The organism is Bifidobacterium saguini DSM 23967 (genome assembly GCF_000741715.1).
In the GTDB taxonomy this organism is placed as follows: domain Bacteria; phylum Actinomycetota; class Actinomycetes; order Actinomycetales; family Bifidobacteriaceae; genus Bifidobacterium; species Bifidobacterium saguini.
This window is the reverse complement of sequence record NZ_JGZN01000006.1, coordinates 102,875-124,007: the sequence shown is the minus strand read 5'-3', so window position 1 is coordinate 124,007 and position 21,133 is coordinate 102,875. Positions and strand designations below refer to the sequence as shown.

General features: G+C 55.8%; 14 protein-coding genes. 4 read left to right on the top strand and 10 right to left on the bottom strand.

The window, feature by feature from the left end:
* Positions 1 to 121: 121 nt before the first annotated feature.
* Complete coding sequence (locus tag BISA_RS03660; RefSeq protein ID WP_033890292.1) at positions 122 to 1,237, bottom strand: Mrp/NBP35 family ATP-binding protein; 1,116 nt, start codon at positions 1,235 to 1,237, stop codon at positions 122 to 124.
* 91 nt (positions 1,238 to 1,328) lie between these two features.
* On the opposite strand from BISA_RS03660, the gene BISA_RS03655 reads away from it, so the two are divergent.
* A complete protein-coding gene (locus BISA_RS03655; RefSeq protein ID WP_152597180.1) occupies positions 1,329 to 1,553 on the top strand; it encodes a DUF6199 family natural product biosynthesis protein in 225 nt (74 codons plus the stop codon).
* A 295-nt stretch (positions 1,554 to 1,848) separates the two neighbouring features.
* Here the strand turns inward: BISA_RS03655 and ligA are convergent, their stop codons facing one another.
* On the bottom strand, positions 1,849 to 4,512 hold the full coding sequence (gene ligA / locus BISA_RS03650) for an NAD-dependent DNA ligase LigA (RefSeq protein WP_033890290.1): 2,664 nt from the start codon (positions 4,510 to 4,512) through the stop codon (positions 1,849 to 1,851).
* Between the two features lie 93 nt (positions 4,513 to 4,605).
* On the bottom strand, positions 4,606 to 7,962 hold the full coding sequence (locus BISA_RS03645) for a tetratricopeptide repeat protein (RefSeq protein ID WP_152597190.1): 3,357 nt from the start codon (positions 7,960 to 7,962) through the stop codon (positions 4,606 to 4,608).
* A 168-nt stretch (positions 7,963 to 8,130) separates the two neighbouring features.
* Between BISA_RS03645 and BISA_RS11895 the strand changes: the two genes are divergently transcribed.
* The gene (locus tag BISA_RS11895) at positions 8,131 to 10,479 is read left to right on the top strand and encodes a hypothetical protein (protein ID WP_034534908.1); all 2,349 of its coding nucleotides are present in this window, start codon (positions 8,131 to 8,133) and stop codon (positions 10,477 to 10,479) included.
* Between the two features lie 217 nt (positions 10,480 to 10,696).
* The gene (locus tag BISA_RS03635; RefSeq protein WP_237746086.1) at positions 10,697 to 12,403 is read left to right on the top strand and encodes an aryl-sulfate sulfotransferase; all 1,707 of its coding nucleotides are present in this window, start codon (positions 10,697 to 10,699) and stop codon (positions 12,401 to 12,403) included.
* Positions 12,404 to 12,472: 69 nt separating this feature from the next.
* On the opposite strand, the gene BISA_RS03630 is transcribed toward BISA_RS03635, so the two are convergent.
* The 3 genes from BISA_RS03630 to ppgK all read right to left on the bottom strand — a co-directional run bounded on the left by BISA_RS03630 (position 12,473) and on the right by ppgK (position 15,468).
* The gene (locus BISA_RS03630) at positions 12,473 to 13,267 is read right to left on the bottom strand and encodes an ATP-binding cassette domain-containing protein (protein WP_033890287.1); all 795 of its coding nucleotides are present in this window, start codon (positions 13,265 to 13,267) and stop codon (positions 12,473 to 12,475) included.
* A gap of 16 nt (positions 13,268 to 13,283) precedes the next feature.
* Complete coding sequence (locus BISA_RS03625) at positions 13,284 to 14,465, bottom strand: pyridoxal phosphate-dependent aminotransferase (RefSeq protein ID WP_033890286.1); 1,182 nt, start codon at positions 14,463 to 14,465, stop codon at positions 13,284 to 13,286.
* Between the two features lie 235 nt (positions 14,466 to 14,700).
* Complete coding sequence (ppgK, locus tag BISA_RS03620; RefSeq protein WP_033890285.1) at positions 14,701 to 15,468, bottom strand: polyphosphate--glucose phosphotransferase; 768 nt, start codon at positions 15,466 to 15,468, stop codon at positions 14,701 to 14,703.
* A 192-nt stretch (positions 15,469 to 15,660) separates the two neighbouring features.
* Between ppgK and BISA_RS03615 the strand changes: the two genes are divergently transcribed.
* A complete protein-coding gene (locus tag BISA_RS03615; RefSeq protein WP_033890283.1) occupies positions 15,661 to 16,446 on the top strand; it encodes a nitroreductase family protein in 786 nt (261 codons plus the stop codon).
* A 163-nt stretch (positions 16,447 to 16,609) separates the two neighbouring features.
* Here the strand turns inward: BISA_RS03615 and BISA_RS03610 are convergent, their stop codons facing one another.
* The 4 genes from BISA_RS03610 to BISA_RS03595 all read right to left on the bottom strand — a co-directional run bounded on the left by BISA_RS03610 (position 16,610) and on the right by BISA_RS03595 (position 21,112).
* Entirely contained in the window at positions 16,610 to 17,623 is a 1,014-nt protein-coding gene (locus BISA_RS03610) for a glycosyltransferase family 2 protein (protein ID WP_033890282.1), read from the bottom strand.
* Between the two features lie 40 nt (positions 17,624 to 17,663).
* Positions 17,664 to 18,407, bottom strand: a complete 744-nt coding sequence (locus BISA_RS03605) for an isopeptide-forming domain-containing protein (RefSeq protein WP_152597179.1) — start codon at positions 18,405 to 18,407, stop codon at positions 17,664 to 17,666.
* A complete protein-coding gene (locus tag BISA_RS03600) occupies positions 18,391 to 19,356 on the bottom strand; it encodes a class C sortase (RefSeq protein WP_033890279.1) in 966 nt (321 codons plus the stop codon). Before BISA_RS03600 ends, BISA_RS03605 begins: the two co-directional genes overlap by 17 nt.
* Before the next feature lie 97 nt (positions 19,357 to 19,453).
* Complete coding sequence (locus BISA_RS03595) at positions 19,454 to 21,112, bottom strand: SpaH/EbpB family LPXTG-anchored major pilin (protein WP_033890278.1); 1,659 nt, start codon at positions 21,110 to 21,112, stop codon at positions 19,454 to 19,456.
* Between the last annotated feature and the right edge of the window lie 21 nt (positions 21,113 to 21,133).

Genomic DNA, 21,133 nt, shown 5'->3' with positions numbered 1-21,133 from the left:
ATACGGAAGGCGGGAATGGCTTTATTCCGCCACTCTCGGACTAGGCATGTGCGATAGGCCGCCAAAAATCCGCACACAGTTCTTAATGAGAACCATTCGCTGCGGGAGGGCAAGAGGGCGGTTATGCCATTAACTGCTCCGCCAGGGATCGGAAAGTCTTGCCTATACCGTCCGCGCGCAAGGCACCGTCAGCATCCAGCACGGCCGGGCGACCGGCCTCACCGGTTTCGCGGACTTCAGGCACAAGCGGCAGCTGAGTCATCAGTGGCACATCATAGCCAAGCGCTTCGGTCAGCTGCTCGCTGACTCGCTGGCCACCGCCTTCGCCGAAAATACGCAGCTTCTCGCCCTTATGCTCGTAATAACTCATGTTCTCCACCACGCCACGCACCTTCATCGGCACTTGCAGTGCGACCAAGCCGGAGCGCACGGCGATGTCAGAGGCGGAAGGCTGCGGAGTCGTGACCACGACAAGTTCCGCATTCGGCAGCGCCTGTGCCACGGAAATCGCCATATCGCCGGTGCCGGGAGCCAAGTCGAGCAGCAGCACGTCCGGCTGACCCCACCAGACATCGGAGAGGAACTGTTCCAGCGAGCGCTGCAAGCGCGGACCGCGCCAGAGAATCGCGCGGTCGGCGCCGGCAAACATACCAATGGAGATGAGTTTGACGCCCCAGGCGGTGACCGGCATCAGCATGCCGTTCAGGTTGGTGGGCTGCGTGTGCACTCCGAACAGACGAGGTAGCGAGAAACCGTAGATATCCGCATCGATGGCGGCAGTATCGTAACCCAGTGCGGCAAAAGTTGCGGCAAGGTTTGCAGTGACCGAAGATTTGCCGACTCCGCCCTTACCGGATGCGATGGCGAAGATACGAGTCTTGACTCCAGGCTTGTTGAACGGATTCTGCTTACGTTCAGCCTTCAGGTCGGCCACCAGATCATCGAGTTTGTCTCGGCTCATCGAGGAGACCTCGATATGCGGGGTGAGTTTGGCATCCGGATAGGATGCAACTGCACCGTTGATCTGGTTGGTGATGGTTTCGGAGAGCGGGCAACCTTCCACGGTCAGCTCGACGTGCACGGTGACGTCATAATCGCCATCAGCATCTTGTGCAGCAGGTACCGCGTTAATGGCGGCAATCATACCTAAATCAGTCACTGATCGACCGAGTTCCGGGTCGATCACACGGCTCAAACGTTCGTAGATCGCTGCTTCAATCTCGCGGGTTTCGCTCATCAATCCTCCTTATTGCCGCCCACCAGCCTACCGTGCAATTCGCCGTAATGCTAGAGCTATGATGGGATTACTTTCACCGCGGAAAGGAGCAATGATGCCCACCATCCTGCAAATATTGCTCAGCGAGGTAATACTTATCGGCATTAGCGTATTTCTGTTATGGAAACCTGAACTCGTTTGGAAGCTCGAGCATTTTCTTGATGTAAAAGGCGGCGAGCCAACCGACTTTTACACAGGAAACGTACGGCTGTTGGGCACGCTCATGCTGGTAGGTGCCATCGTTCTGCCGTTTATTCTGCTGGCTATAACTGACTAACAGTCAGCACACCACCTCGTTACATTCCGTCAGACCTCTACAATCCACATCCCCATCATTTGACTTATTTGACTGTAGGACTTTGAACACTGACTGTAGGGAATCCAACACTGACTGTAGGTTTTTGAACGAAAAACGTTAGGAATCCTACAGTCAACGTTCAAAGTCCTACAGTCAGTGTTCAAAGTCCTACAGTCAGTGTTGGATTCCCTACAGTCAGCATGAGGGAGCCCCTCAGTCAGTGATAGAAATCCGTCAGTGAGTGTTCAAAAACCTACAGTGAGTGTTCAAAAACCTACAGTGAGACTTCGCCGGTTTCTAGGAGCTCACCGAATTGAGCTTCGTTGAGCATTGGAATACCGAGTTCTTCAGCTTTGGCAGCCTTGGAACCGGCGTTCGCGCCGACCACCACGTAATCCGTCTTCTTGCTGACCGAACCGGCAGCCTTGCCACCGCGTTCCAAGATCGCTTCCTTGGCGGAATCACGCGAATACCCTTCCAATGAGCCGGTAACCACCACGGTTTTACCGGCCAAGGTCTGCGGCAGCGTACTTTTCTCCGCAGCCGCCACACCAACTCCAGCCGCGGTCCATGCTCGCAGTGTCTCTCCACGCCAATCCCCGGGTTCGCGAGCCGCTGCGAACCAATTCACCACCGATTCGGCGATTTCAGGGCCGACGCCGTCAATCTGCGTCAAGTCCTCTACGCTAGCAGCTGCAATAGCGTCCAGCGAGCCCATTGCCGAGGCGATCAAACGTGCGGTAGGCGGACCGAGACGGCGAATCGACAAGGCAACGAGTACACGCCACAGGTCGGCATGACGAGCCTTGTCCATTTCCTCGAACATCTTGCGCGTATTTTCGCCGGGACGAATGTACACCGGCACATCCGTCTCACCGGTACGAGTCTTCTTATGATCCACGCGAACAATCACCGCATCGGCCGGCACATCGTAATCCGGGTAAGCGGTTACAGTGATGTCCGAAGCCGCCGCCAGTTGCTTGGCCGTCAATTTCTTAGCGGCAACGGGCACTGTCCAGAATGCCGGCACCTGATGCCACAGGCCTGAGCCGCCCACGCGCTTGCGAGTACGCTTCTTCTTACCGTTGGCATCCACGGTTTCACGCACTTCAATGATTGCCGCTTCACGCCAGACGCGCACATCCTTCAAATCGTTGGCGTTCAACGCAAACAGGCCGGCTTCGCTGGATAGCACCGGCGTTTGCTCGGCTGGCAGTTCCAATCCAGCAACCGGCTCATACGGCTCGGGTTCCTCACCGGGCTTGATAATGATTTCTGTGATATTCGGCGCATATGTATCAACGGAACCAGGGCGGTTCTCCTCAGGATTCGTCAATGCCATAGCCGACTGATCGCCCAAATGCTCGATGTCGAAAGCCTTGCGAGACGCCAAGGAGATTACACGTTCGGTCAGCTGCGCCGGGCAACTCTCCACGTTCGGGCAGCGAATGTCCTTATCGCCCTCTTTGGCCGGGGCCAGTTTGGCTCCGCAGGACGGGCAGTATTCGGGCATCACGAACTCGCGCAGTTGGTCTTCACGCCCCTTACGCCGTTCCAATACCGGACCGACCAATTCAGGAATCACATCGCCGGCTTTGCGCACCACTACGGTGTCGCCAATCAAAATGCCTTTGCGCTTGACTTCGAATGCATTATGCAAGGTGGTTCGAGCCACGGTAGAGCCCGCCACATACACGGGCTTCAAAATAGCCACTGGCGTGACGCGTCCGGTGCGCCCCACCTGCACGCGGATATCAAGCAGTTCAGTGTTGACTTCCTCAGGCGGGTATTTGTAGGCGATGGCCCAGCGCGGTGCGCGCGAGGTGGCACCCAGCGTATGTTGGAGCGCCAAATCGTCAACTTTGACCACGATGCCGTCGAGCGCATGCTCGATATCGCCGCGATGCTCGCCGTAGTAGTCGATCATGTCCAAAATCTCTTGGAATGTGGTCACGGAACGATTGTGAGGGGAAACCGGCACGCCCCACTTCTGATAGAGTTCGTAGGCTTGTGATTGATCAGCCACTACGTCATGCGTACCGCGCGGATGATCGGCACCCCAGGTGAGCTGGCCCAAACCGTGCGCGTAGAAGCTCAAACGGCGGGTGGCAGTGATGCGCGGGTCCTTTTGACGTAGCGAGCCAGCGGCAGCATTACGCGGGTTCGCGAAGGGCGCACGCCCGGCATCTTCCTGTTCGGCGTTCAAGGTGCGGAAATCATCCCAGCGCATGAATACTTCGCCGCGGATTTCCACGAAGTCCGGAATATCCTCCTTGGGGCCGCCAAGGTTAGCTGGAATAGAGCCGATGGTGCGCACATTCAGCGTGATATCTTCGCCGGTGACGCCGTCGCCGCGGGTCAGGCCCTGCTCCAACACACCATTGCGGTAAATCAGGTTCAAGGCGAGGCCGTCGATTTTCACTTCGCAGCTCATCGGCAGCGGCTTGCCTTCAGGCCAGTCAAGGTCGCGAATCACTGAATCGTACCAGTCTTTGAGCTCTTCGATGGAGAATACATCATCAAGGCTCATCATGCGGCTTGGATGGCGCACGGAGGCGAAATCGTTGGAGAACGTGCCGCCAACACGATGTGTGGGCGACTGCGGATTGTCAAGCGCGGGGAACGCGGCTTCCAATCGTTCGAGCACACGCATGCGGGCGTCATAGGCGGCATCTGAACTGACCGGGGAATCGTCAATATAGTAGGCGATCTGATCGGCTTCCACCCATGCGGCCACACGCGCCCACAGGCGAGCGGCAGCCTCGGCACTCAATGAGTTCACATCCAACCGGTCAATGCGCACGGCATCATCGTCAGTTGGCTGCAATGCGGCTATCCATTGCTCGGAACCTGGTGCAAACTTGGTTGCGCCTTCATTCGGCTTTACTTCAACGGTATCGCCATCGTCAAAATCCCATGCCAACTGTTCAATGCTCATAACCGACTATCCTAGCCGAGCTATGGAATCGAAGATTATGTCGAAACTTCTCTCCCTCAGTCAGCCTTACGCCCGTAGGCTGCACCACCCCGGTCAGGTAGTCAGAGAACGCAAGTATTGAGCTTGGATGATGTCGATGTCTCCGCCTTCGCCATCGTTCATGCGCGCCACGGCCACGGATAGTGTGCGAGCGGGCACAAACATGCCTTCGTCCACACATACGCGAGCGGCGTCACGCACAATGCCACCGACTTCAATATTCGGCCAAACCGGCAAATCATGAGAAGCCAATACATAGGCGGCGGAGTCAACGGATTCCGGCACATGAATGCACTGCGAATCAGCGCGAGCCACCAGCTCCTGCAATTCACCTTCCAGGGAGGCGATGGCTCCAGGCGCGATGTGATCACTCATGATGTAGGCCGCGGCCGCGGTCTCGAAATGATCCAGCATCCACTCGCAGTAGGCGAAGCGATAGTAGGCGAATGCGGCATCGTCGCGGTCCAAGGCCACGCGCAATGCGTTCAAGCAGGCTGCGCGAGCGGAATCCCAGTCCTCATTGCGAGCCAATTGGATGGCCAGTTTCAAATGAGACAACGGATATGCTGGAGCGTACGAAACCATACGGTTCAAATGCGGTATGGCAGCTTCCGCCCCCTTGATTTGACCGAGCACATCCGCCAATTCCATATGCGCGTAGAACAGATTATCCGGAATAAGCATTGTGCGCTCATCCATCGTGGCGAACAAGCGGTTATAGATTACGCGTTCGGCGTACGAGTTGAAGTAGCGTGGCACGCCCGACCCGGCTGCGAACGCCTGATCCAAACGCGATACGGCTGCTTCAGCCACTTCAATAGCCTGATCGGCCTGCCCGGAGAACAGGAGATCACGAGCGCGCAAACGGTCCTTGTCCAGCTCATCGGCAAGCGTGAACTTGAAATCCGGCGTATCCTTGCCATCAATCAGCGCACTGGTTACTTCGGACGCCAATCCGGTGAGTTCCGGATCGCATATGGCGTCGATAATGCTCATGGCATGTTGCGCCTTCTCCACGGAATCAAGCTGATCGTTGTGAGCAAGCGCATGGAATTCGGCAACGGCACGCTGCAGCATGTCCACTCGTTGAATGGCCAGACCACTGCTGTTCGCCGCGCCAAGCACTGCCGCCGTAGCCGGATTGAATACACGATCTTCCAGTTCCGGTTCTTCTTGAGCACCCAATGGGGCAAAGCGCCTATCGGTCAAATCGAAGTCCGCGTTGATGGGTTTCAAACCGCCTTCGCCGTCCACATCCATCACCGCACCGAACATGCGATACGTGTCTTGCGGATGATCGAGACCGTCCGTGTTAAGCCGGCGCAAGAATGCGTCGCGGGTGAGCGTCACGGTGACCATGTTGCGCACTGTGGGGTTGCTGCGCAGCACGCTCATCGGGTCAGCGTTGCTGGGCTCCTTGATGTTTTCGGCATCATCGTCAGCACCCATTGAACCGTCACCGTCCGGTCCCAAGCTGAAGGACATGGCATCGATATCGATGCCCTTCATCAGATCCTCGAACTGGGAGTCAATGGAAGCGGAAGCACCCTCACCGCCACTGTGAGCGTCGTTATCAGGTTCAACAGCATCCTGGCCATCCGTCTGCTCATTTTGCCCAACAATGCTGGCATCTGAGCCAGTGTTCTGCCCGAAGGATTCCTCGCGACTGATTGGGCGCGTGGGGTCACCGTGGAAGTCGCCATCCTTGGGGTCGGCTTTGGAGCTGGAGCGGCCAAGGTCTCCGCTGCGCAAATGTTCGAATGCGCGCAAAGCTTCGCTCATCATCTGTTCGATGGCGCTGTCTTGCTCGGCAATGGCTTCTTCCAAACCGATGGAGTCGATATGCAGCCAAACCTGCTTCACGTCGGGGCTTGCGCCGAAGCTCAGCGCGGCCATCATCAAGCCGACGCGCAGATTGTATGCCACGCTCATCGCGGCACGTTCTGTGCTGGACAGTGACCGCCATGCATGGCTCACATCGTCATAGCGGCTGTCCGGCATCATCGACGTGCCGGCTGTGGTAAAGCCGATGGCCACTTCCCCGTTCTCTAGGCAGGAGCGGAATTCCACATCGAAACGGTATGGCAAGCGCAGGCGGCGCAGCAATGTGGATAGCGTCTGACGGTACACCCATTCGCTTGGCTGCGACCCATCTGGCACAGTATTGCGCGGATCGGGGAATTCTTCACGAATCTGCTGGGCGGTCTGTTCCGCAATATTCACCAATCGCAGTACGGCTTCGCGTTCATCGTCGCCATCGTACGGATCCAATGCCATGATTGCCGGATTTTCAATGAGCTTCATATCAATCTGGGCGGCTTCGGCACGGGTCACCGTGTCTTCGGTAAGCGTGCGCCCCAGCGACGAGTTGCGTTCCAGCCATGCGCTCACCGCGGCGAAACGGTTCAAATTGCCTTCGATTTTCAGCGCTTTCAATGCTTGGGTGAACGCTAGAGACTTATCCCAGGCAAAGAAGTAGCTGTTCGAATAGCTTGACGTGTACAAATGCAATGCTTCAGCACCATGCACGGCTTCCAAGCCTTCGAGCTTGTCCAATGCACCAGCTTCGCGCATCAAATCAGCAAAATGATCTTCCAGACCGGATGCGCGCATGCCGTGAGCACGCGCAGCCAACGTGTCTCTCACCGAACGGCGAATCGCGCCAATGGGAGCCTCTCGATTCAGACGACGGAAAATATTGCCCGAACCGAAACCAATCAGCAGACCGTTCACCTGCGGCAGCATGTATGCGGCGAAGAACGCAATGGCAATTGCATCGCGATATTCCAGATTATGCCGCATGTCTGCGGGCAGGTTGGCGCGCATCTGCTCCAGCGTGTATCGGTTACCGGTTTTCAGCCATGATGCCAGCCACGTCATACGGCCGGTATCATCACGGCCTACCACGCCACCGGCAATGGCTTTCACTGATTTGCCGGTATGCCGGCGCAATGCGTCTTCCATTGAACGTACACGCCCGGCGCGCGAATGCTCATCGAATCCAAGACGCTCGCCGTCCGGCAGCGTCACGTCTTTTTCCCTGCCGAACATGAAACGCGGCTGCATCTCCTGCACGTCCATGTCTGGATCCGGGCCCACGAATACACGGCCATGAGCATCCGCGAACGCCACTTGGGCAAAATGATCGCGGTCCGGGAAAATGCCCAGCGAAAAACCACGCCCCCGCGTGGATGGCAGTTGCGCCCAACCGAGCACCAAACCTTCCGGCACATTCTCGAGCGCCGGGAAGGTATGACGTTTCACCACTGGGCTAATCGGCACGGCATGGCGAATCAGTTCATCGATCACACCACCCTTGCGCTCACTGGTTTCGCGAAGCGCATCGCCAAAAGGATTCGTTTCCGCTTTTTTCGGCTTGGTCAGCCCTAAATCGGCAGCGAGCGCGTTCATCGAATCTTTGAGCCCGCCCAGCAAAGATGTGTGGGGCTTATTCCTGTGATTCGACATACGATTTGGCATGATTCTCATTCTCTACTGTTTGCCAGACATAAAGCTTATAGAATAATGGGCGTGCATTCCAAAGAACTTTTTTCCGTCGCCCAGCCCGCGACCGTTCACATGGCCAAGCGTCTTCGTCATGCGCTGCTCATGGTGCTGGCTGCCTTAGCCGTCATCGCTTCGCTGGAGTGCATCGTATTCAATACGCCGTTTTGGCGCACGCTGGGTGCCAGCACGGATACCAACGCCGTGCATAATGCGCTTGGCAGTGGTTTGAAACGTACTGATGATGGCATGCTGACCGTCACCGATCCGACTAATGCGTATCTTGAATTGACGGCTGATGGCACGTCTGATTTTCTACGTATCGATACCGTTAGCAGCAGCGTCATTGATAAGGCGCGCAAACAGGCAATGAAGCAATCCCATGAGCAGGGTGATATCAAGGTTGCGAAACCATTGAACACGGTTCATGTGCGCGTGGATGTTACCAGTACCGTTGCAAGCACTGCTGACACCGCTAATACTGCTGACTCAGCTGCCGGCAATAATGCTGGCACGTCCAGTGATTCCTCACAAACAACAGCACAGTCCGCAACGCAGGATGCCGCACAAACCACAACGCAGACAACAACCGGCAAAGCCCAATCCATAGGCATCGGTTCGGCTCGTAGCCACTACATCAACGCGTCCGGGGCTGGCGTTGTACGCGTATGGATTCAAGAGGAACGCGGCGCAATAGTACCTGTCAGCGACGCGCGCGCCAATGTCAAAGTACCGTTCTCCTTCAATTGGGCTCGCGTGGCCGTTATGGCTGTACTGGTGCTGCTTATTGCATTGTGGCGCCCTGGTTCCAAACTATGGCGCATCACTTTGAATCCTTCGAGCGCACGCCAGCGATGGGCGTTTGCCGCCATCATGGCAATCCCTACGGTGATATTGGGCTCATCCATCGTCTGGCAGCTGCTGTATGCCACTCCGCTCGCCTTCCATACCGCAGGCGGATACACATATGATTTCGACCAGTATGCGCATGTGGCTGATTCCCTCATCGCAGGCCGCCCGTGGTTGGACCTCGAAGTGCCGAGCCAGCTGGCGCAAACCGAAAATCCGTATGATGTGGCCACACGCCTTAAGCTTTTGGATGATGGAGTAAGCCCCCTGTATTGGGATTACGTGTATTACGGAGGGCACTGGTATTCCTATTTCGGCGTGCTCCCCGCAGTGTTGCTGTTTGCTCCATACCGACTGATTACCGGCCGGATTCTGCCCACCAGCGCCGCCGAACAATTCCTGGTGCTGCTGTTCATTATCTTCTTCTCGATGCTGCTGCTGCGTCTGATTCACCGGGTGATGCCGAAGACTTCTATTGCAGCTGCGTCATTAACGGTTGCTTCCGGCTTGCTTGGTGCGCAAATAGGATATTTGGCATATCGCACGAATTTCTATCAGGTACCGTTCGCCGCATCATTGGCGTTGACTTCATTGGGATTGTGGTTCTGGCTGGGAGCGGATACTTCGGCCCGGCCGCTGCTGGCCGCCGACCGCTGGCATGCGGGTAACGCTGCACCATTGTCGTTGCCGAGGCTCGCGCTTGGCGCTTTGTGTATTGCCGCCAATTTCGGATGCCGCCCGACCTTCACGCTGACCGCGCTCCTTGCCTTCCCATTATTCTGGCCGCAGATTCGCGCGATGATCAGCGACTTGGTATGGCGTTCGGTGAGCCCGGTCAAGGCTCTCAGAGCGCCGGCCGCGATGGTTCTGCCCGCCATCGCGGTGGTGATTCCGCTGATGGCTTGGAATAAGGTGCGTTTCGGTTCGCTGCTGAATTTTGGCAACGCATACCAGTTCACGGTGTCCGATATGACTCGTTATGCCACGCCTGCGGTAGATATGCCATACACGATTTGGTATTACCTGTTCCTGCCATTGCGCTTCACCGACCAGTTCCCTTGGCTGGCGCTCTCCCCCGCGCCAATGCCCACTTGGGGGTATTACGAAGTGATGGTTGGCGCCTTGTTTACGGCCACGCCCCTGATGCTGCTGGCATTGGTGCTGCCGTTCCTGAAGAATCTGGAAACGCATGGTATGCGCACTTGGCTGCTGAGCTGCCTGATATTGGCGGGCGCGCTGGTGATATTCGATGGTTCCGTGGGTGGTCTTGGCTGGCGTTATCTGGCTGATTTCGGCTGGCTTACCGCACTGGCCGCTGTACCGGGCACATTGTGGCTGGTGAACGGCCGCGAGCCGAGCCGGTCGCTGGCAGGCGCGAATGATGCCGCTTCAGGAGATGGCATCGCTCATGTCACACCGTGGCGTTGGCTGATGCGTTGGACCGTGCTGCTGCTTGTGCTGTGGACAGTAGGTATAGCATTGCTCGGCTGCTTTGTGCCGGGGCGTGATGATGCGATGATCAACAACAATCCTGTGCTCTGGCATGATGTGCAATCATGGTTCTCGCTATTGTGAGCGATAACTACGTACTTTTTTCATGAAATCTCAGGGTCGGCTCCAGTGTTTGCCCAGTTTTTTCCTTATATTTCTCCAAGTCTCGCGCCATAATGTAACCGATGTAATTCATTAGCTTTGTGTTGCTTTATCGTGAGGATTTTCATGTCCAGTACAATGCGCGCCCGCATTTTTTAAAATTTTTGCCGCAGTTATCACTATCGCCATCGCACTGGGCTTGTGCCTGTTCTACAAGGATGATGTCAGCGCCGCCATCAAGGAACGCCGTGTGGAACGCCTCAACGCTCAGGTCGAGAACATTTACACTACCGACTACCAGTCCATGATGGATGAGCAGCTCACCAAAGAGCGCGACAGCAAGGAACGTACGGTAGACAACATCTACACCAAGGTGAATCCGTATGGCACGAACACCACGTCCATGTACGTGTATTTCACCACTGACACCGCTTCCACGGTGAGCTACACCGTGTCCGCGGACGGTTACCCTGATTACACGGCCACTGCCGTGACCAGCGACGAAGCTGCTAGCGCCATCCGTTCCGCGATCAACGCTTCGGAGAACTCCACCGGAGATACATTGAGCCCCAGCGCCTCCGATGAGGATTCCGTGGTCTCCACCGTTTCTGAAGACAAGCTGGCTTCCACCACGCATGAATTCCTGGTGTTGGGCCTGATTCCTCAGGTGAAGAACACAGTGACGCTGACCATCACCGCCACTGATGGCACGAAGACAACTCGCACAATTACCCAGAAAGGCCCGAAGCTGCTCGGCAGCGAGGAAGTACAGCTTGAGCAGACCACGGCACCGGATAGCACCACGCTCGGTGAGCTCGGCAATGGCCTGTATGCCATTCTCGGCAATGATTCCAACGAGCAGGACTTCATGTACTACTACGATGCGAACGGCGTGCTGCGCGGCGAAGTGCCAGTGCTGTACTACCGCTCTCACCGCCTGCTGTTCGATAACAATGGTTTGATGTGGCTGTCTGCTTCCACTAAGAACTTCGTGGCTATGAATCGCCTTGGCAAGATTGTCAAGAACATTAATCTGGGTGACCGTTTCATTCTGCACCATGATTATGCGCTTGATTCCGATGGCAATATCGTGTCTTTGGCCACCGATTTGAAGCGCAGCGACCACGCGGTGCAGGATCAGGTGATTAAGGTCGATACCAATACCGGCAAGGTGAGCCTTTTGGTGGACTTCGGCGAACTGTTCTCCGATTACAAGTCTTCCACCGATCATTCCGGCATTGATGAGTCCGACCCGACCGCCAAGAACCGTTGGGATTGGATTCACTTCAACACGATTCAGCTGATGGATGACGGTTCCGCACTGCTTTCCGCTCGCGAAACCTCCACAATGATCAAGATCAATGACATTGAAGGCACTCCGACGCTGGATTACATGATTGGTGAGCCGAGCGTCTGGGATGGCATGGACGAGCAGGATTCCTTCCTGACCAAGGTTGGTGATTTCGGCGACACCGGTGGTCAACATTCCATCACCGTGCAGTATGATTCCTCGCTGCCGTCTGGCCAGTATTACGTGTACTTGTTCGATAACAACTTCGGTTACGCCATGACCCGCCCGGATTACGATTGGACGGTGATTGACGGTATTTCCACCGCCCAGTCTTCCAAGGATAAGGATTCGAACTCTCAGTTCCGCAAGTATCTGGTTGATGAGAACGCTGGAACCTACACCGAAGTGCAGTCCTTCGATGTGCCGTATTCCCCGTATGTCTCCTCCGCACAGGAACTTTCCGATGACCTCAACTTGGTGGATACCGGTATGCAGGGCTTGTTCGGAGTCTATGATGACAACGGCAATTTGAAGGCCCAGTACAAGATGGAGCTCTCCACCGCCTACATCTATCGCGTCTACCAATACGGCTTCCGCGGCTTCTACTTCGCGTAATCCTTTACTTGCCTCCCTCTGACGAGGGAGGTGGCATCGCGCAAGCGATGACGGAGGGAGAGAAGTACATCAACTATTGATTTGATTCGCCGCCTCATACTTGCGGCGAATCAAATCCTCATAGAAGGCCACGGCATCTTGAGGGGTGCCATCGAACACGACCGTGTGCTCGTCCAGTACGAGTGCACGGTCGATTGCATATTCTGGCCTGCGAATCATATCCGTATCATGCGTGGCAAAAATCACTTGCTTGTCATAGCTGAACAATGCTTTCGCCACATGCGCGGTGCCGATTTCATCCAAGCCCTTGCTGGGTTCGTCCGCTACGATAGCGCTCGGTTCGAAGCTCAATGCTGCGGCGATAGCCAGCAGGTGACGTTTGAGCGAATCCAGTTCGCTGGCCTTGGCGCGAGACACCTGCGCCAAATCAAAATGCGCGAACAGGTTGCCGATGCGAGCCTGCCGCTCCCCTTCCGGGATCTTATGCTTCTTCAACGCTTTGGCAACAGCCTCGGAGATATTCTCCGCACGGTAGAACGCGTTCGGAATCTCCTCGCGGCGCACAATACCAACCAAATCATTGATGCGCTTGGCATCTTTCTTCACGTTCGGGTCAAGCTGTTCGCTGCCGCCTGCTATGTTGACCGCACCAACGGTGGCTTTCAACGTGCCATCAAGCAGGCCGAGCAGCGTGGATTTGCCGGCTCCGTTCAGTCCGATGATTGCCACGCGTTTCTCGCTGATGGTCAGCGTGGTAGGCGCGAGCCCTAACTGACCATCATCATAGGTATGGCCGGCCTGATCAAGGCGGAAGGTCAACGATTGCGGACGCGGCAGCTCTTTGGACTTAAAGAAGAATCCCATGTCGCCTATTGTATGCCTAGCTTGCCAGCAGAGCGGCCACCTCATCCAGCACTGCTTGCACATTATGCTCGAATTCTTCCGGCTCAGGCAGCAGGGATATGGCCAAATAGCCGTTCGACGTCATATCGAAGAAATAGCCGGGCTGACCGCTGAGCCCATGACGCTTAATAAAACCTAGTACCAGCTCATTTTCATCGATTACGGAAGGCACACGCAGCAGCACATTCCAACCACCTTCGGCGCGCAGCACGCTCACCAATCCGTTAGGGTCAGCGGCGAGCATCTCATGCAGCCGTGCAAGATTGCCGCGCACACGTTCCTGTACGCGGGCGGTCTGTGCGGGAGCCGCCTCAAGCAGTGCAGGAATCTTGTCTGCGATAATGTCGCTCATCGGCAGGTAATCATCGGCAATAACATCAAGGCGACGCTTGGCTTCGACTACATCCTCGGCCGGGCCGGAAACCTGAATCCAGCCGACTTTGGCATGAGGTGCCGCAAGCATTTTAGAGAAGCCGTCAAGCGCAAACGTCAACGCACCGGGCTCACCGGCAAGCCGCGCATTGCCTGCAAATGGTTCAAGGCTGTAGTCGTAGAACACTTCATCGGCAATCAATGCAATACCGTGACTGTTGCATAGATCCACTATGGCTTTGCGCTCATCCGGCTTAACATATGAGCCAGAGGGATTGTTGGGGTTAATCAGTACCAGTGCGCGAATGTTCTCACCGTGCGCAGAGTCCAACAATTCGGCCAGCGATGCGGTGTCGATGAACCATGAACCGTCGAATTGCAGTTGGTATTCCACGGTTTGAACGCCTTCGAGTCGTGCAATGGACTCAATCAGCGGATAGCCGGGCTTAGGTGCCAATACCGCGTCGCCAGGATTGCAAAGCAGCTTAATCAGCCACGAATAGGCTTCCGATGTGGAGCTCAGAATATACAAATCATCAGCATCAGGCTGGTCTGCTCTATTGGACCCATTGGAGAGGAATGCCGCCAAGGCTTCTCGTGCCACTCGTGGGCCACGCGGATCAGCCGTGTAGACGCTTGGCACCAATGCCGGTGCCAGGCCATGCCGCGTGGGATTGGAATCGTTGAGCTTGCCGAGCATGATGCCCTGAGCTTTGGCTTGAGCCTCGGCTGCGGCAATCGGGTTAGGAGCACTGATATCCACACGAGAAGAGAAATGCACGGTCATAGGCTCCTACCTTAGCCCTGCCCCGCCCTTTTTTGGCAGGATTAAAGGTTCTGTTCAACCAAGATTGACACGATTCCGGCGAACTACCCCTCAGTCGGCTTCGACGCCAGCTCCCCTGACAAGGGGAGCCAAAATAAGGGACATGTCAATTTTGGGTTAACAGAGTCGAATTAAAAAACTCTCCTCATACGAGTCATATGAGGAGAGCTTGCAAGCAATACGGCTACCGTTTATTTCACTGCTGCTTGGTGCTGGCGTAGTAGGCGGCGCCCACAATGCCGGCCTGGTTGCGCAGCTTGGCGGGCACAATCGGCGTCTTGATGTCCACGTACGGCAAGAACTTTTCGCTCATACGGCTCACGCCACCGCCCACGGTGAACAGGTCCGGGTTGAAGTACTTCTCCATCAGACCGTAGTACTTGGTCAGTCGCTTGGCCCACTTCTTGTAGCCCAAATCCTCATTCTCGCGCACGGCAGAGGAAGCATACTTCTCAGCATCCGGGTGCTTGGCGCTCAGAATGATGTGGCCCAGCTCGGTGTTCGGAATCAGCTGACCGTTGTAGATCAGCGCGGTGCCGATGCCGGTGCCCAACGTAGTAGCGATAACGAGACCTTCCTGGCCCTTGGCTGCGCCATACTGCACTTCAGCAAGGCCTGCAGCATCAGCATCGTTGACCACGACGACCGGGCGGCCGCATGCTTCGGAGAAGACTTCGGTAACGTCCACGCCAATCCAGGACTGGTCAAGGTTGGCCATGAAGTCCAGTTTCTGGCCGGGCTTAATCGGAGCGGGGAATGCGATGCCCACTGGAGCGGATTCCGGCACCTCGAAGTGGTCGAGCTGCTGCTTCACGATGGCGGCCACGGCTTGCGGCGTAGAGACTTCCGGAGTCAGGATCTTCAGACGAGGCTCGGCAAAATCACCCTTAGTCAAATCGACCGGAGCGGCCTTAATGCCAGAGCCACCAATGTCAACGCCAAAAGCCTGTGCAGTTTCAATCATCGTTGACCTTCCTTTCGTTTCAGCGAGGAATCACTTTGCCATAAGTGTAACGCCGCGCAAAGCACATTCCAAAGATTATGACCACGCTTTTGCAACCGTATGCATCAGCTACGTAGATAAAAATCGGCAACACACATGCAAAAGCGAGCGTTGCGCCCGCACCGAAAGCATGAGACGGGTAATAATGGAGGCATGGCAGAACATAATCAACTTATTGATGCGATTAATATTCGTACCGCTGTGCGCGCCTATGATGACGAGCCTATCGATGATGATGCGGCACGACAGCTTGACATGGCACTGCAGCCGGTCAACCTGCTTGGCAACCTTCACCTCCAGCTGGTGCTGAATCAGCCCAAGGTGTTTGAAGAGGCCAATGCTTCCGGTCATTTGACCGGTGCCGCGAATTACCTGGCTCTGGTAGCTCCTCAAGGTGATGAGCAGGCCAAGGAACGCGCTGGCTTCTATGCCGAGCGTGTGGTGCTGACCGCTACGTTGCGTGGACTGGGTACGCTGTGGGTGGCTGGTTCTTGGGATAAAGCTGAGGCTGCAAAGCACTGCCGTATTGCCAATAATGAGGAGCTGCTGCTCGGTGTGGTGATTGGCTATCCGAAGAATCATCTGGCTTACCAGTCGATGACGTATGAGGAGCTGTGCGAACGCCAGCAGAATCATCGTTCCAGCAAGACTTATGAACAGTTCACGGCCACGATGAGCGATGAGGCTCGTGCACAGGCTCCGGACTGGTTCAAGGCTGGTGTTGAGGCTGCGATGAAGGCGCCGAGTGCTATGAATCGTCAGCCAATTACGTTCTCGTACAACCCTGATGATGATACTGCTGCCGCTCATATTGATACGACTGCAGGCGATGAACATCATGCGTTGAACGATTTGGGTATCGCGAAACTGCACTTCCAGATTGGTGCCGGCCAAGGCCAGTGGGCCTGGGGCGACGGCGGCCTATTCATTCATAAGTAATAAATAAGGCTCCCTCTGATGAGGGAGCTGGCTCGCGTAGCGAGACTGAGGGAGAGACAAACCGCTATTTCAGCGGTGTTTACCAGATGTATGGTCTCTCCCTCAGTCAGCCTATCGGCTGACAGCTCCCTCGTCAGAGGGAGCCTTATTTATTGCTTGATACTTACTCCAGCGGAGGCATCGGCTTCCAATCAGGATCGTGCAGCAGCTTGCGGGAATCCCACCAGCCTTGTGCGATCTTGACTAAGCCGGTCTTCACATGTTCGCGGTCCACCATCACGAGGCGAATCACTTCCTTGACTGCAGTCAGGAACGTGCCGAAACCGAAGACCAGCGGGTGGAAGTCGCCGTGCACCATGAAGTAACGGGCCATGTAGCCACGGTTACGCATGATGTGGTAACGGTTCATATCGGAAGTGGAGTTGAGCTGGCGCACGCCGGCGATATCCCAGTTGCCGATTTCGCGGGTACGGCGCAGAATCACATCCGGCACCACAATCGGGTTGGTGACCTTGCTGGCACGGTAGCCATAAATCGTGTCATCCCAGTAGATGAAGAAGCGCGGATCCGGCAGGCCAATGGCCTTGACCACGCGGCGGTTGAACAGGCCACCTTCGAAGCACAGAGTGTCCATTACACGGTAGCCGGCCGGGCCGAATGCGGCCGGGGCAATCGGGTTCGGAATACCCAGCGGCACGATGAAATCATACTGCCAGTAGAACGGGCCGCCATCGTAATCGAAGCGGGAGCCCTGAATCACTTCATGCTTGTCGGTCCACTTGGCGAGCTTGCCGATGGCATCCGGCAGCACGGCCACATCGTCGTCCATCACCCAGAACCATTCGGCACCGAGCTCGTATGCCTTCTTCACGCCTGCGGAGAAGCCGCCTGCGCCACCCAGATTCTCGGTCTGCGGAGCGTACACCACGCGCTCTTCATTGCCGGAGAGGTCCGGAACCGTGGTGCCCCACTGGCCGGTGACCTTAGCGGCCAAATCGTTGACCATATCCGCAGTCTTGTCGGAATGCTCGTTGTCTACGATGATGATGCGCCACGGAGCCTGCTCCAGTGCCAGAATCGAATCGAACAGCACTTCAAGCAGCTGCTGACGCTTGAATGTGGTGACGATCAGGGCAAGTTTGTTGATGGTCCGCGGTGCGGCATGCTTTTCACTCATGGGTTCCATTCTATGCACACTTGTTCCCTAGCTCACACGATTAGTGTTCAGATCGAACTTGGCGATGGCGATATGCGCTAATCAGCAGCGCAAGCACAGCCAATGCGATGGCGGCAACGGCGATATTTCTGACTGCCGAGCCGGTGTTGGCCGGTGTTTCCGGATTTGGCGTGAGTTCATTCGTCGGCGGTGTAACAACACCTTGCTCGCTGAATTTAGGCTCGGCGGTAACGTCCAGCTGGGTAACACCGCTGTCGTTGCCAGGAATAGCTACAAGGAATGGGTCACAGTCGTACTGCTTGTTGGCATCTGCCACACTTGTGCGTTCTACCAGATAGAGGCCGAATGGTAGCCCGGCGAAAAGGGTTTTGCCGTTCGTATTAGTGGCAGCGGATTGCGCATATAGATTGTGCTGCTTCACGTAGGCTGCGATTTTGGCTGCGGCGTCATGATATTGGGATGATGTGATGCTCTCCCAGTTCTGCTCGAATTGGGTGAATGGCTCGAGCATATGGAAGTTCGCGATATTGCCTGCACCGTCCAAGTCTACGGATGCGACGCGCACGATGGAATACGTGTCTCCGGCGAGCGGAGCGGCATCAGCTTCGCTACGATTCCATACTGCATCGATGGTGAGGCTGCCCACACTGGCTGCCTGTGCTTGCGGGGTGACGGTAGCGGCGGTGATTCCTGCAATCACAAGAGAGAGGATGGCAGCGAGACTGATGACTGCGCCGAGCATGTGCCGTGCCATAATGCTCCGGCTATTATGCATGCTTGCCATGTCTGGTCCGTCCTTTCCTGTGTGATTCGTCTGTGGTGCTGTTGTCTAAAAGTTCTGAGAGTTGTTGTGAGGCCGATGCTGCAGTATTGCTGGCAGTGCTGTCGGCAGTTGCTGCCGCACGGCGTCGCGTACGATGCTGCCATATGGTCCAACCGGCGAGCAGTGCGATGAGGCCGATGGATGGCAGCAGGTATTGCAGAGGAATGTCCACGCGGAATGTGGGCTTGGCTTCCTCGGCTTGTTCTGGGGTGTAGGGAATGCGGTGGGCGCGCACGAGTAGCCGATGCGTGTTGACCGCGTATGGGGTGCAGGTGATCAGGGTCACGAGGTCTTTGCCGGGTTCGATGGCAAGTTCCTTAGTGTCGGTGGGCAGCACCGTGGTGATTTTATCGACCTGATAGGCGTATGTGTCTTTGAGAATCTTGATGTAGAAACGGTCGCCTTTCTTCATCAGATTCAAGTCGGTGAACAGTTTGGCGGTGGGCAATCCTCGGTGACCGGAGAGTGCCGCATGCGTGGTTTCACCGCCGACAGGCAGCGAGGTTTGCTCTAGGTGACCAATGCCTACCTGCAGCACTTTTTCGGCAGTACCGTGGTAGATAGGCATGGTTTCCTTGAGCCGCGGGATGGTGATGTAGCCCATCATGCCGTCACCGTCGAGGTTCAACAGTTTGTTGTATTCCTTATCGGTGGCTTCGGTGTTGACGGCTGCAGCGAGCGCATCCGTGGCTCCGGCATTATTGGCGGCCAATTGTTCGTTGTAGGCGTGCGCGGCATCGAGCATCTTCTGATACTCCTCGTCGGAGATGGACTCGGTGGCGGCATCATAATTGGTGACCGCGCGCGAGGCGTTCTTCATAACGAGAAAGTTGCTGATGGTCGGGTAAAACAGGACGGCAAGCCCTATCACGATGACCAGCAGAGGCGCAATGCCGCGCAGCTTTTTCATGGATTTCCTTTTCCGGGGGCTCCCCTCAGTCCGCTCCGCGGACAGCTCCCCTCAAAGAGGGGAGCCAGAAATGTTCTGAGAGGAGCCAGCGACCGGCTCAGGCAGCGTGCTTGGAAGCCTTGCGGTTGGACTTCACGTACCAGCCGGCACCCAGAGCCACGATCAGCACACCAAACACAGTGAACAGAGCAGTACCCATGCCACCGGTGGACGGCAGCTCAATGCCCTTCTTGTTTTCAACGGTGATGGTGGTGTTGTTCTTGGAGTAGGTGTCGGAGGACTTGTAGACGCCCCATTCGGTCAGCTGGCCATCTGCAGCATACTTTGCCTCAATCTTCACCTCAATCGGAGCGGTGAGCTTGTTATAGCCCTGCGGAGCCTTGGTTTCCACGACCTTGTAGGTGCCTTCCTTCAGGCCGGTGAAGTTCAGAACACCGTTGTCATTAGTCTTGACATCCTCAGCTGCAGCGGCAGAGTCGTCCTTGCCGGTCTTCGGACGGAAGGTGTTGGAAGTAGCATCAGACTGCACGAGCTCAATCTTGGTGCCGTTCTCATACTGCAGCGCAAACTGAGCGCCTGCAAGCTTCGTGTTTGCATTTTCGGCATCCACCTTGTTGATGCCGAAGTTGAAGTCGTAGGTGTAGGTCTTGTCTTCCTTGGACTCGCCAGTGCCATCGGTGCTCGGATCGTTGCTGTACACCACCTTGGCGGTGTTGTCATGTGCGGTACCCGCAGTTGCGTTCTCATTCAGAGTCGCGGAATACTCAACGGTAATGGCCTTGCCAGCATATTCCTGCTTGCTCTTGAAGTTCACCATTTCGACGGTCAGGGAAGTGGTGCCATCCTGATTTTCCACAACGGTAGCGTTGTAGTCAGTACCCTTAACCAAATCACTGGAGACACCATCAATCTTTACGGTAGGAGCGAAGGTCTTAGCGCTATCGGTTTCAGTAACGCCATTCAGCGTAAGGCCCCCGGACAGGGTATCGGTGAACTTGAAGGTGTAGCCCTTGGTGTACTCAGTCATATCCGGCACGGTGGAAGTAAGCTTGAACTTCACCTCATCGCCGATTTGGGCGCTGTTGTGGTTGGAGTCTTCCGTGCCGTTCTTGACGGTCTTTTCCACAGTCGGGTAGGTGGACTTCAAGTTCTGCTCCACAGCAGTGCTGTTCTTTACATTGAGCAGGATGGCATCAGTACCGCGCTTGTCCTTGGCATCAGTGGAGCCGCTCTGCGGGCTAACCACGTAGTAGCCGTAGGCAAGGCCGCTAATCGTTGCCGTGTACTTCGTACCATCTACCGCAGCAGTTCCAGTGTGCTTAAGGCCAGCAGTATCCAAAGTAGTGTTGTTGGCCGCAACCTTGGCCCAATCAGAAGCCGTCTTGGCGAACTTTACGAGAGCATTATCCTTCAGGCCGGAAACGTAGTCGTAAGCCTTCTGCTTGACGTTGGTATCATTGACCTCACCAAGGTTGAACTCAGTAGCCTTTGCCTTGAAGAACGCATCCCAGCTGTCAATCAGCTTGTAACCAGCGTTAGTGGCAGTGCCGTTCTCTACAGCTTCCTTGTCGTAGCTGAACATCTGGTAGGCGGTAACGGTCTTGCCATTGAATTCAGCGTTGGAGCTGCTGATTTTGATAACGCCATCAGATGCAACGGTATCTGCATTGGCGGTGGTGACTCCGAGGCCGGCGATGCCGAACATCGTAGCCGCGGCGATAACGCCCGCCGCCAGCTTCTTGGTCAGTGAGTTCATCACTGTTCCTTTCTCCTTAAT